This is a genomic window from Ruegeria sp. SATB045 (genome assembly GCF_059613525.1).
Genome location: NZ_JBXWSR010000002.1, coordinates 1 through 11,996, shown reverse-complemented (window position 1 = coordinate 11,996; position 11,996 = coordinate 1). Strand labels below are relative to the sequence as shown.

The 11,996-nt window shown below is 55.3% G+C and carries 13 protein-coding genes and 2 tRNA genes; 7 read left to right on the top strand and 8 right to left on the bottom strand.

All coding sequences use genetic code 11. The features are described from left to right. Positions 1-13: 13 nt before the first annotated feature. A complete protein-coding gene (locus AC2FNR_RS00620) occupies positions 14-901 on the bottom strand; it encodes a hypothetical protein (RefSeq protein ID WP_496847635.1) in 888 nt (295 codons plus the stop codon). 152 nt (positions 902-1,053) lie between these two features. Between AC2FNR_RS00620 and AC2FNR_RS00615 the strand changes: the two genes are divergently transcribed. After that, positions 1,054-1,365, top strand: a complete 312-nt coding sequence (locus AC2FNR_RS00615; protein ID WP_496847634.1) for a DMT family transporter — start codon at positions 1,054-1,056, stop codon at positions 1,363-1,365. Between the two features lie 2 nt (positions 1,366-1,367). On the opposite strand, the gene tpiA is transcribed toward AC2FNR_RS00615, so the two are convergent. Next, positions 1,368-2,117, bottom strand: coding sequence for a triose-phosphate isomerase (gene tpiA, locus AC2FNR_RS00610; RefSeq protein WP_480865409.1), 750 nt, complete (start codon positions 2,115-2,117; stop codon positions 1,368-1,370). Between the two features lie 123 nt (positions 2,118-2,240). Between tpiA and AC2FNR_RS00605 the strand changes: the two genes are divergently transcribed. Next, entirely contained in the window at positions 2,241-3,155 is a 915-nt protein-coding gene (locus tag AC2FNR_RS00605) for an isopenicillin N synthase family dioxygenase (protein WP_496847633.1), read from the top strand. Here AC2FNR_RS00605 and AC2FNR_RS00600 read toward each other — a convergent pair. Next, a complete protein-coding gene (locus AC2FNR_RS00600) occupies positions 3,152-3,517 on the bottom strand; it encodes a HesB/IscA family protein (protein ID WP_170354037.1) in 366 nt (121 codons plus the stop codon). The genes AC2FNR_RS00605 and AC2FNR_RS00600 overlap by 4 nt on opposite strands. A 190-nt stretch (positions 3,518-3,707) precedes the next feature. Between AC2FNR_RS00600 and AC2FNR_RS00595 the strand changes: the two genes are divergently transcribed. Then, the gene (locus AC2FNR_RS00595; protein ID WP_480865414.1) at positions 3,708-4,034 is read left to right on the top strand and encodes a hypothetical protein; all 327 of its coding nucleotides are present in this window, start codon (positions 3,708-3,710) and stop codon (positions 4,032-4,034) included. A 50-nt stretch (positions 4,035-4,084) separates the two neighbouring features. On the opposite strand, the gene AC2FNR_RS00590 is transcribed toward AC2FNR_RS00595, so the two are convergent. From AC2FNR_RS00590 to AC2FNR_RS00580, 3 genes are all read right to left on the bottom strand, one after another. Continuing rightward, positions 4,085-4,447 carry an SUF system Fe-S cluster assembly protein gene (locus AC2FNR_RS00590; RefSeq protein ID WP_170354039.1) on the bottom strand — a complete coding sequence of 121 codons (363 nt, stop codon included), beginning with the start codon at positions 4,445-4,447 and terminating at the stop codon, positions 4,085-4,087. Positions 4,448-4,541: 94 nt separating this feature from the next. Next, positions 4,542-4,820: an NfeD family protein gene (locus AC2FNR_RS00585; protein ID WP_170354040.1), complete on the bottom strand. Its 279-nt coding sequence runs from the start codon at positions 4,818-4,820 to the stop codon at positions 4,542-4,544. Next, on the bottom strand, positions 4,820-5,710 hold the full coding sequence (locus tag AC2FNR_RS00580; protein WP_170751003.1) for an SPFH domain-containing protein: 891 nt from the start codon (positions 5,708-5,710) through the stop codon (positions 4,820-4,822). The genes AC2FNR_RS00585 and AC2FNR_RS00580 overlap by 1 nt, the downstream gene beginning before the upstream one ends. 176 nt (positions 5,711-5,886) lie before the next feature. Between AC2FNR_RS00580 and AC2FNR_RS00575 the strand changes: the two genes are divergently transcribed. From AC2FNR_RS00575 to lon, 3 genes are all read left to right on the top strand, one after another. Further along, positions 5,887-6,798 (top strand): nucleoside hydrolase, encoded by a 912-nt coding sequence (locus AC2FNR_RS00575; RefSeq protein WP_170751005.1) that lies wholly within the window; start codon positions 5,887-5,889, stop codon positions 6,796-6,798. 63 nt (positions 6,799-6,861) lie between these two features. Continuing rightward, a complete protein-coding gene (tgt, locus tag AC2FNR_RS00570; protein WP_496847632.1) occupies positions 6,862-7,992 on the top strand; it encodes a tRNA guanosine(34) transglycosylase Tgt in 1,131 nt (376 codons plus the stop codon). Between the two features lie 211 nt (positions 7,993-8,203). Then, complete coding sequence (lon, locus tag AC2FNR_RS00565; RefSeq protein ID WP_353389580.1) at positions 8,204-10,612, top strand: endopeptidase La; 2,409 nt, start codon at positions 8,204-8,206, stop codon at positions 10,610-10,612. A 101-nt stretch (positions 10,613-10,713) separates the two neighbouring features. On the opposite strand, the gene AC2FNR_RS00560 is transcribed toward lon, so the two are convergent. Both AC2FNR_RS00560 and AC2FNR_RS00555 read right to left on the bottom strand, forming a co-directional pair. Further along, positions 10,714-10,788, bottom strand: a tRNA-Val gene (locus tag AC2FNR_RS00560). Between the two features lie 53 nt (positions 10,789-10,841). Then, positions 10,842-11,579 (bottom strand): porin, encoded by a 738-nt coding sequence (locus tag AC2FNR_RS00555; protein WP_496847631.1) that lies wholly within the window; start codon positions 11,577-11,579, stop codon positions 10,842-10,844. Positions 11,580-11,919: 340 nt separating this feature from the next. On the opposite strand from AC2FNR_RS00555, the gene AC2FNR_RS00550 reads away from it, so the two are divergent. Then, positions 11,920-11,996 (top strand) — tRNA-Asp (locus tag AC2FNR_RS00550).

Below are 11,996 nucleotides of genomic sequence, written 5' to 3'. Positions count from 1 at the left end.
CCGGCCTTTCTTCTTACGTGCTGTATTTCTGTAGATATGTCTCAACCCAGCCAATGCTGCCAAAGCCACGGCGGCGCTTCGTTCCCCATTCCCCGACATTCTGCCCCGCCAGCTCAAGCGCTTTCGGGTTTCCTTTGAAGATAACGATTTTAGGGCGTTTTGGCAGGTTGCGGTACTTTCGGAAAATCAGATTGAACGGCCAATAGGGGACCAGGTGTATCATCCCGATACACCAATCCTTCGGGTAGCACCGACGCCGCCACGCCCGCCCTGAGATATAGTCCTGATCATTCTTGTAAGCCTTCAGGTCGCGGGCCGCGTCAAAGTCATCATACAAGTGGAACTGCTTCCTGGGTATAAATCCGACCACAGAAGAAGTCCCACGTGTGACCAGGTTCATAAGCCCCGGAACACGATCCCAGAACGCTGCGGGTATCGCACGCCACACAAAGGCGCGAAACTTAGGCATAAGGTAAAGCCCGCCGCGTTCACGTACGCTGAGCAACAGGGGCGTGAGTTCACCGGTTACTAAGAGATCGAGGTCAAGGAACAGCGCTGTTTCGTAGCCTTGCACAATCCGTCTGTCGAACATAAGCAATTTGGGCCATTTACCGTGAACCCATTCCGACTGATCCAATTGGGGAAAGGACAGGGCGCGCGTCTTGATGGCGGGATCAAGCCCGGTGGTGTCATCTGTGATGCAAATGACGTCATGGTCTACGGGCAAATGATCGCGGACAGCCGCGAACAGCATGTTGACATCATGCGCACTGAACGGCGTACCCCATTTCATGCACGGAACACAGGCTTTGCCAGAGGTTTCCGTCAGCAGGTTTCCATCCGTTTTGTTACGGCCACCGCGCGACTTCAAGTTCGCGGTGTAAAAATGCGATTTCTGCATCTTTAGAGGCGGGATGTGACGGTCAGGCTACAGTTTTGTGAAGGAAATGCTCTTGAATGAGGGATTTTTAGTGCCCAGATTGAGGGCCGAGGACGACCTCATCTAAACCTGTGTATCGTTCGGGACGACTCGAAGATATGAGAGGTGTCCCAATGCCTTGGATTTTTCTTCTGTTCGCCGGTGTTCTCGAGATTGGCCGGGCTGTTGCCATGAAGCAATCTGCCGGTTTCACCCGTCTTTGGCCAACCGCCATTATGGGTGTTTCCATGGTCGCATCGTTCGGACTTTTGGCTTTGGCAATGCGTGATCTGCCACTTGGCACAGCCTACACGATTTGGACCGGAATTGGGGCCATCGGTGCTTTTGCCGTTGGCGTTGTCTTTCTGGGCGAGGCCGTGACAGCCCCGCGCCTTATCGCAGCCGCCCTGATTGTGGCCGGTTTGGTTACCATGAAACTGGCGTAGTCTCAGGCGTTCTGCAATGCGTCGATAATGCCGGAAAAGTCGTTAGCCTTAAGGCTGGCGCCACCAACCAAGGCACCATCCACGTTGGATACGGCAAAGATATCTGCCGCATTGCCGGGCTTGACTGACCCGCCGTAAAGCAACCGGACGGACCGCCCCACGCCTTCGCCAAACCGCCGTTCCAGACGCGCACGGATAAAGTCGTGGACTTCTCCGATTTCGTCCAATGTGGGAACTTTTCCCGTGCCGATGGCCCAAATGGGTTCATAGGCTACGATCAGGTTCTCGCCGGTGGATTGGTCCGGGATCGAGCCCGACATCTGGCCGCCAATGATGTCCAGCGTGTTGGCCGCTTCGCGCTGTTCAAGGCTTTCACCGACGCAGATGATGGCCTTTAGGCCAGCATCCATAACGGCACGCGCTTTGGCGCGAACATCTTCGTTCTGTTCGGCGTGATCTTCGCGCCGTTCAGAGTGGCCAAGGATCACCATTGATGCCCCGGCATCCATCAGCATCTGGGCGCTTATGTCGCCAGTATGGGCGCCGGATGACGCGGTATGACAGTCCTGACCGCCGATCATGATCCCGGCTTCACCGACCGTTTGCGCGGCACGGTGTATCAGCGTTGCGGGTGGACAAATCAGCACATCAACTGATGGGGAAGGGTAGGTCCTTGACAGCGCCTCCAACTCGGCTAAATCCGCAGCCGTTCCGTTCATCTTCCAATTCCCTGCCGCAAGCTTGCGCCGCATCATAGGATCCCCCATTTAAGCTATTGTTTGCACATCGGATAGCACCGTGCGGACACACTGACAATTCTGGTTGCGGATTAGCTGCCAAAACGGCACAACTCCCGCGCAATTTCCGAGGCCCTCATGATCAACAACCTAGACCTAGAAAAACTGGACCGACGCGAGCCCGATGAGTTGGCCCGCCTGCTGCACGCAATCGGTGAGGTGGGTTTCCTGACTGTGTCCAATACAGGCTTGGATGCATCACGGTGCACGTCGGTCATTGAAGCCTATCGAAAGTTCTTTCACTTACCCGAGGCCCAGAAAGCGCGCGTTGATATGGCTAAGACTGGGGCAAACCGAGGGTGGGGCGCTTCACAATCCGAACAGGTCGACCCGAATGCCAACCCCGACTTCAAAGAGGTTTTTGACTGCGGATACGAACTACCAGCAGGAAACCTCTATGCAGCCAAGGACCTGAGCGTTTATGCGCCGAACCAATGGCCCGAGGCGCCGGCCGGCTTCCAAGATACCATCCAGACCTACTACACCGACGCCAGTGCGGTCGCGATGCGCGTTCTAAGGGCAATCGCTGTGGCCCTGGGGCGAGATGCAGCCAGCTTCGACAGCGCATTTGAAACGCCCATGGCCTTGCTGCGCGGCAATTACTACCCTCAGCGCCCCGCCTGGGCAGGGCATCAGGATTTTGGAATCGGCGCACACACTGATTATGGGTGCCTGACACTGTTGGCGACAGATGGAACCGCTGGGCTAGAGGTTCAAATGCCTGACGGAAAATGGGAACCGGCCGAAGCCCGACCCGGAACCTTCATTATCAACTTTGGTGAAATGCTGGAATTCTGGACCGACGGTCGGGTCAAAGCCACGTTGCACAGGGTGGTAGGAGGGTCTGTGGAGCGGATCTCGGTGCCGCTGTTCTTCAATCCGTCCTACGACACAAATGTTGCTCCGCCGAATTCAGACAAGGTTATTCGTGCCGGAGAACACCTGACGACGCGGTTCAACGAAACCTATGTTCACCTGAAAGAAGCGTCTTAACGCTGGGCCGAGAGCGTTTCGTCAAACTTGATCGACTCGCCACAACCGCAGGCATCGACAACGTTAGGGTTGCGGAACTTGAAGCCGGATTCCAGCAGCGAAACCTCATAGTCGATCTCGGTTCCGAACAGAAACATCTGTGCCATAGGGGCGATCATCACCCGTGCGCCATCCTGTTCGACGACCTCGTCATTGGCATCGGCTTCGTCCACGTAGTCCATGGTGTATTCCATGCCTGCGCAGCCACCTTTCTTGACACCGATGCGCAGCCCGGCATGTCCACCTGATTTCATCAGGCTCACAATCTGGGTCGCAGCTTTCGGTGTGATCGTCACCGCTTGTTTCCCGGGAATGCCGAACATGTTGGTCTCCGTTATCGCGCGTTATCTTCAATTTAGTGCTTAGGCGAAACAGTCTCAAGACATAGCAGCCGTGCTTACCTAACTTTTCCAGTAAGGTTGCCGTCAGACGGAACCCAAGCTTGCGTTCAGACAATGGGTCGGCCTAGCCTGCGAACAGGGTATGGCAGTGGATAATGAAAGGTGCATGGACATGCATAAACTCTCCAAGGTGTTGAAGGCGGGCCTGTTTATCTCGATTGCAATAGTGGTCGCAGGCGTTGCATCCGCAGCTGTGGACGGCAAGCGGCACCCGGTAAACTGTGCGACGGCCGAAGGCGACTTACGCGCCATCGCAGCAGAAAAGAAACATGCACAGGACCAGCAAGTTGAAAGTGTCGTGTCGATATTGCCCGCAGGTGCGTTGTTGGGGCTGGTGACCGGGACGGAGAAGAAGCGGTTATCAATGCTTTCAGGCGACTACGTCAAAGCGCTGGACGAAAGGGCCGCCGAGATCAGAACAACCTGCGACGTCAAATAAAAAACCGCCCGGTCAGGCGGGCGGTTTTTCGGCAAGATATCAGGTCGTGCTTACATGAAGCCAAGCTCTAAACGGGCTTCGTCTGACATCATCTCCATTCCCCAGGGGGGTTCCCAAGTTAGTTCGACATCGACTTCCTTGACGCCCGCAACCGGCTCGACGGCTTCGACGATCCAGCCGGGCATTTCGCCTGCTACCGGGCAACCTGGTGCAGTCAGGGTCATGATCACTTTCACAGCGTTCTCGCCGGAAATGTCGATGGTATAGATCAAACCCAGATCATAAATGTTAACTGGAATTTCAGGGTCATAGACTGACCGGCAGGCCTCGACCACTGCGTCATACAGGGGGTGCTCAATTGTCGAAGGCGCAATCAATGGCGTGCCTTCAAACTGTTCGCTGGGGTGAGTCATTCGTGCCTCGGGTCTGTTTCCTGAGCTTTTATATAGGGAAAGCTATGGGCAGCGTCCAGAGGTGGCGTGGTGCCCAAAGCGGGCACCAGTGGGTTCATTCGTTGATGTCGTGCCGAAAGGTCTTCACTTGACCGTGGGGCAGGGCGAACATCCGTCGCAGAACCAGCCATGCTATCAGCGACAATGCAGCAAAGATCAGCAGCAGAACCGGCAGGGACGGCGCCACACCTGGGATGATCAGCAACAACCCAGTGATTGCCGCGCCGATTGCGAAGCCCAGAAAGATGAATCCCGGCAGCACAATCTCGAGGATGCCGAGGGCCAATGCCCCCGCCAACCAAATCCACCATGTCAGCCAGAACGGGTCTGCCATTACTTGCCTCCCTTCAGCATCTTAAAGGCATCGCCAAATGCTTCCAATGCATTTGCAGGCACAACGATTGTCTGCGAACCATTGCCAGCGCCCAGCGCGTTCAGCGCTTCGACCTGTTTCAACGCCACCTGGTATTGCGCAGCCTCGATACCATTGTCCTGAATGGCCTTGGCCACAACACCGGTTGCATACGCTTCGGCTTCAGCTTCAATACGACGAGCTTTGGCGGTTTGCTCGGCCGCATACAGCTCGGCGTCGGCGTTCAATTCGACAGCGCGTTTTTGCCCCTCGGCCTCGGTGACCTGTGCCCGACGGGCGCGTTCGGCGTTCAACTGCTGCAACATCGCATCGCGCGTCGCCTGATCCAGATTCACATCCAGAATCTCGGCACGGGTCACCTCGATGCCCCAGTCATCTACGGCAGTTTCCACACTTTCCTGAATGCGGTTGATCAACTGTGCACGGTTCGACTGAACCTCATCCAGGTCCATTTTGCCGATCTCGGCCCGGACGATCCCAGCCACAGTGGTGGCAATCGCACCATCTACATCGCGGATGCGGTAGACGGTCTTTTCAGGCTCAAGAATGCGGTAAAAGACCGAGGTGTCGATTTGCACCAACACGTTGTCCTTAGTAATCGCGTCTTGCGTCGCATTGGGCAATTGGCGTTCCAGAATGGATATCTTGTGACGTGCAACATCAAGAAACGGAACAATAAAGTTGATACCCGGTCCAAGGACCGAATGCAGGCGGCCAAAGCGTTCAATCACGTATTTTTCCGACTGAGGCACGATTTTAATGCCTTTGAAGATAACAACGACAATCAGAACGGCGCCAAGAACGAAAATGATGTTCGACGAAAGCAATCCTATAATCTGGTCTTCGGTCATATCTGTCCTCTCATTATTGTGTACTATGGTATACATTTGGGGATTGACTTGCCCAATTTCAAGTCAGGTATGGCGGGTATAGGATTAGATTCAAATCTATGAACGTTTGGATGTAAGGGGGAAATTTCCGAATGTGGCCGCTTTGCATCCCTTGGTGATTGCGCTATCGGACGTGCATGAAACTTATTATCGACACCGATCCCGGCATCGACGACGCCATGGCCATATCTTATGCGGCGGCGGCCTCGGAAATTGATCTATTGGGGCTGACCACCGTTTTCGGCAACACGCATGTTCACCAATCCAGCCGAAATGCGCGTTACCTTTTGCATCGACTGGCTGTAGAAGCACCGGTCGCCGAAGGTGCGCCTTTCGCACTGGGTAGGACCGATCACGCGCCATCCGAGCGTGTTCATGGTCCCGAAGGCTTTGGTGACTTAACGGATATTCCAGAGGTAGGGACAAACCATTCGCTGGACGCCGCCGCATTCCTTGTGGAAATGGCGAAAGCGCATCGTGGTGAATTGGTGGTCTGTGCCGTGGGACCGCTGACCAACATCGCTGCGGCAATGCGCTTGGACCCCGAGTTTTCAGGCAACATCAAGCGGTTGGTCATAATGGGTGGGGCCGTGTTTTGCCCAGGTAACATTACCGAACACGCCGAGGCTAACATTTACCACGACGCTGCAGCAGCGGATGAGGTGTTCTCTTCGCCTCCGGATACTGTTCTGGTCGGCTTAGATGTCACGCTTAAAACCCTTTACGAAACCGCCGATTTCGAAGCGTTGGCGAGACGATCTACGGATATTGGCGGGTTCTTGCGGGATATCTCTCGGTTCTATCTCAATTTCTACAAGGAAATTGGGGGTCTTGAGGGGTGTGGGCTCCACGACTCCACGGCTGTGATCGCCTGTACGCATGATGGGATGTTCGACATGGTTGACACCGGGGTGAAAGTTACCACAACTGGCTCTGAAATCGGTGCCACGCGCCCCGACCCCTCTCGCCCGCCAATCCGAGTTTGCCGCGATGTGGATGGGGCAGGGGTTGTGCAGCTGTTCACCGAGCGCGTCGCCTCTCTTCCTTGACGGGTTGCATTGGGCGCGCGGATCGGGCAAACGCTGCCCGGTTCAGCGACCCCGAGGCACCGAATGACCGAACGTTTCTCTTTTGACCTGAAGGCCACCGATGGCAAAGCCAGAACCGGAGTAATCCACACTCCGCGTGGTGAAGTGCGTACTCCGGCCTTCATGCCGGTCGGAACGGCGGCGACGGTCAAGGCGATGATGCCGGAAAGCGTACGTGCGACGGGTGCGGACATTCTGCTGGGCAACACCTATCACCTGATGTTGCGTCCCACCGCCGAGCGGATCGACCGCTTGGGCGGATTGCATAAATTCATGAATTGGGATCGTCCGATTTTGACGGATTCGGGCGGCTTTCAGGTCATGTCGCTTGCCGGGTTGCGCAAGTTGACCGAAAAGGGTGTGACGTTCAAATCGCATATTGACGGCTCCAAGCACGAGTTGACGCCGGAACGGTCGATGGAGATTCAGCGGCTTTTGGGCTCGGATATTGTTATGTGCTTTGACGAATGCCCTGCGTTGCCTGCTGACCGAGACCGGATTGCCTCGTCCATGCGGCTGTCGATGCGATGGGCGCAGAGATCCCGTGATGCCTTTGGCGACCGTCCGGACCATGCGCTGTTCGGCATTCAGCAAGGCGGGCTAGAGCAGGATTTCCGCGAAGAATCTGCCGAAGCGTTGAAGGAAATCGGCTTTGAAGGTTACGCCGTAGGTGGACTGGCCGTAGGTGAAGGGCAAGAGGCCATGTTCGATGTGCTGGACTTTGCGCCGGATATGCTGCCAGTCGACAAGCCGCGCTACCTCATGGGCGTCGGCAAACCAGATGATATCGTAGGCGCGGTTGCACGCGGTATTGACATGATGGACTGTGTTCTGCCCTCGCGTTCCGGCCGAACAGGGCAGGTGTTTACGCGGTATGGTGTGGTGAACATCAAAAACGCCCGTCACGCCGACGATCCGCGACCGCTGGACGAGCAATGCAAATGCCCGGCTTGCTTGAATTATTCCCGCGCGTATCTTCACCACGTGTTCCGTTCGAACGAGATGATCTCGGGGATGCTGCTAACGTGGCACAATCTGCATTATTTCCAGGATATCATGCAGGGAATGCGCGACGCCATTGCAACTGGAACATTCGAGGCATGGCAGGCCGAGTTCCACGCGCAGCGCGCTCAGGGCGATATTGAACCGATTTGATGCCGCACATTGCGTCAGTTGTGTTAAAATCGGCGGATATTCCGGCGCGGTGCCTTGCAGTCCGAAAAACCTCGGGTCATTCTGGATCACGACATACGGCGATGAGGTTGAAATGGGGTATTTGAACCCCACCTTAATCGTCCAAACAGGAGACGGTCGGGCGTTGCCTTAATAGGGACCAGTACCGTCTTGCCAATGATAAGGATTGAGCATGCAAGAGCCTCTGAATTCCTCATACCCGGTGCTTCCGCTGCGCGATATTGTGGTTTTTCCACATATGATCGTGCCGCTGTTCGTGGGTCGGGAAAAATCTGTTCGCGCACTGGAAGAAGTGATGCAGGACGACAAGCAGATTTTGCTGTCCAGCCAGATTGACCCAGGTGACGATGATCCCTCGATTGATGGGATTTACCGGTCGGGTGTGCTGGCCAATGTTCTGCAACTGCTTAAACTGCCCGACGGCACCGTGAAAGTGCTGGTCGAAGGTCAGGCGCGGGTGCAGATCACCGAATTTTTGGAAAACGAAGATTTCTTCGAAGCTCGTGCTGAATATCTGACCGAGATTCCCGGTGACGTGACGACGACCGAGGCGCTGCTGCGCACCGTCGCGGATGAGTTCGAGCGTTACGCCAAAGTCCGCAAGAACATCCCCGAAGAAGCGCTGACAGCCGTTGGTGAAACCACCGAGCCTGCCAAGCTGGCTGACCTGGTTTCGGGCCATCTGGGCATTGAGGTTGAGCAAAAGCAGGAACTGCTTGAGACGCTCTCGGTTAGTGAGCGGCTGGAAAAGGTCTATGGCCTCATGCAGGGCGAGATGTCGGTTCTTCAGGTCGAGAAAAAGATCAAGACCCGCGTCAAATCTCAGATGGAGAAAACGCAGCGCGAATATTACCTGAATGAGCAGATGAAAGCCATTCAGAAGGAACTTGGCGATGGCGAGGACGGCAGCAATGAAGTTGCCGAACTGGAAGAGAAAATCGCCGAGACCAAGCTGTCGAAAGAAGCGCGCGAAAAGGCCGAAGGTGAGCTGAAGAAGCTCAAGAACATGTCGCCCATGTCGGCCGAAGCCACCGTGGTGCGCAACTATCTGGACTGGATTCTGGCGCTGCCGTGGGGCACCAAATCCCGCGTCAAAAAGGATCTGGGTCGCGCGCAGGACATTCTGGATGCCGATCACTACGGCCTTGAAAAGGTCAAGGAACGGATCGTCGAGTACCTTGCGGTTCAGCAGCGTTCGAAAAAGCTGAAGGGCCCGATCTTGTGCCTTGTTGGCCCTCCGGGTGTGGGTAAAACGTCTTTGGGTAAGTCGGTCGCCAAAGCCACGGGGCGCGAGTTCATTCGCATCTCGTTGGGCGGTGTGCGCGACGAATCCGAAATCCGCGGCCACCGTCGGACCTATATCGGGTCGATGCCCGGTAAAATCATTCAGGCGTTGAAAAAGGCGAAAACCACGAACCCGCTGATCTTGCTCGATGAGATCGACAAGATGGGGCAGGATTTCCGTGGCGACCCGGCTTCGGCCATGCTTGAAGTGTTGGACCCGGAACAGAACAGCACGTTCATGGACCACTATCTTGAGGTCGAATATGACCTGTCCAACGTGATGTTCCTGACCACGTCGAACAGCTACAACATGCCTGGGCCTCTGCTGGATCGGATGGAGATCATTCCACTGGCTGGCTATACCGAGGAAGAGAAATCCGAGATCGCCAAGCAGCACCTGATAAGCAAGCAGGTCAAGAACCACGGCCTGAAGGCTAAGGAATTTGAGCTGACCGATGACGCGCTGCAATCCATTATCCGCACCTATACCCGCGAGGCAGGCGTGCGGAATCTGGAACGCGAGATCGCCAAGGTTGCCCGGAAGTCGCTGACCAAGATCGTCAAGAAAGAGGCTGAATCCGTTACGGTGACGCCAGACAATCTGGATGATTTCCTAGGCGTACCCAAGTTCCGGTACGGCTTGGCCGAGCAGGATGATCAGGTCGGTGTTGTCACTGGTCTGGCATGGACCTCTGTTGGCGGCGATTTGTTGCACATCGAGGCGCTGAAACTGCCGGGTAAAGGTCGGATGAAGACCACTGGTAAGTTGGGCGATGTGATGAAGGAATCCATCGATGCAGCCTCGTCCTATGTGCGGTCAATCTCACCGCAGATCGGTGTTAAGCCGCCGAAGTTTGACACACTGGATATCCATGTCCACGTGCCGGATGGGGCGACGCCAAAGGATGGGCCTTCGGCAGGTCTGGCGATGGTCACATCGATCGTTTCCGTGCTGACGGGTATTCCGGTGCGCAAGGACATCGCCATGACCGGCGAAGTTTCGTTGCGCGGAAATGCGATGCCGATTGGTGGTTTGAAGGAGAAACTGCTGGCAGCTCTGCGTGGTGGCATCAAAACGGTTCTGATCCCCGAGGAAAACGAAAAGGATCTGGCCGATATTCCGGATAACGTGAAGGAAGGGCTAGAGATCATCCCGGTCTCGCATGTCTCGGAAGTGCTGAAACAGGCTTTGGTCAGCGAACCAGAGCCGATTGAGTGGGACGAAGCGGCCGAGGAAGCCGCTGCCGCTGCGGCTAAGGCTTCTGATAATTCGGCGGCTTCTGCAACGACACACTAAATTGAAAGTGCTGTGGAAAGGGCGGAGTGAAAACTCCGCCCTTTTTCTATTCGGATTACCAAAGCCCTGGGGCCTTTTTATGAATCGCTAAAAGGAAAAAATGGTGGGTGATAAGAGATTTGAACTCCTGACATCTTCGATGTGAACGAAGCGCTCTACCACTGAGCTAATCACCCGTAAGGCGGCGTATTACAGCGACTTTGAAACTGCTGCAAGTGCCATTTTGGCTTTACAGTCCCGGCAAACCCGGAAGTTGGGTCAACACTCCGCGACGACCGAATGTGGTGCCACGGTCGTTGCCAAAGTTTACGCGAACGCCGACAGTCACATAGGCTTCGTTTGAGCTGCCTGAAACAAGCGGGGACGAGACATGAGCCACGCCTAGGTTGCCATAAACTTCGGCATTGTCAGCCGCCGCGTAAGACGCGCCAATCGCGAAAAGGTTGAAGTCCAGCGCGCCTCCAAAGTTGTCGACGATGTCGAAGCTGGTGCTCAGTTCCCAAGCGTCGGTCAGCTCGGTCTTGGCCGAGATTCCGAACAAGGTGCCATCTAGGTCCGAAGCATTGGTCAGATCCTGGCGTCCCAGGTACCCTTCGATTTCGGCGGGTCCAGCATCAAATCCAGCTTCGATCCCGTAGAATTCGAAATCCGCATCATCTAGGTCCTCCTGGCCGTAGAACAGGCCAAAGGACGCGTTGTTGGCGGTGTGCAAGTTGCCGTGCAAAGTCCAGTTGGTTGCGGTTTCACTCAGGTCTTGGAATCGCTGTACGCCAAGGTCGAGTTGTGCGCTGAAGGCGCGGCTAAACGCCAATTCTGCAGCGCCGTTTAGGTTGTAGGCATCACCAAAGTCGGTGTCTGTAAATGTCGAGTAATCCAAATTCAGGTAACCACCGGAAATTTCCGCGGCCTGTGCGGCTCCGATTGTTGTTGATGCTGCCAAAATGCTGCAAATAATACGTTTTTTCACGTTTCTGCTCCGTTTGCTTGTTTTGTTTGCTAAGGGTCACACTATGACCTGATGAGCAGTCGTCGCTTTATCTAGGTGGTGCCTGAATGTGTATCTAAACAGACCGAATTTCAGCCTGTGTGGCGAGGGTGACACAGGTTCAGGTTGTGGAGATCATGAGTCTCCCGTTGGTTTGTCGCCAGTGATCAAAAAGCGGCAGTTTTCTTTGAAACAGGCAGAGTAAGGTCGACAGGGTTTCGCAGTAAAATTTCGCAATTCAGAAAAAACTTCAAAACGCCGCTTGACGCTGCCCGAGCGTAGCCATAATACACCCAAACGTTCAGCAACGAACGGGCAGCGGGCGGTTGTAGCTCAGTTGGTTAGAGTACCGGCCTGTCACGCCGGGGGTCGCGGGTTCGAGCCCCGTCAACCGCGCCA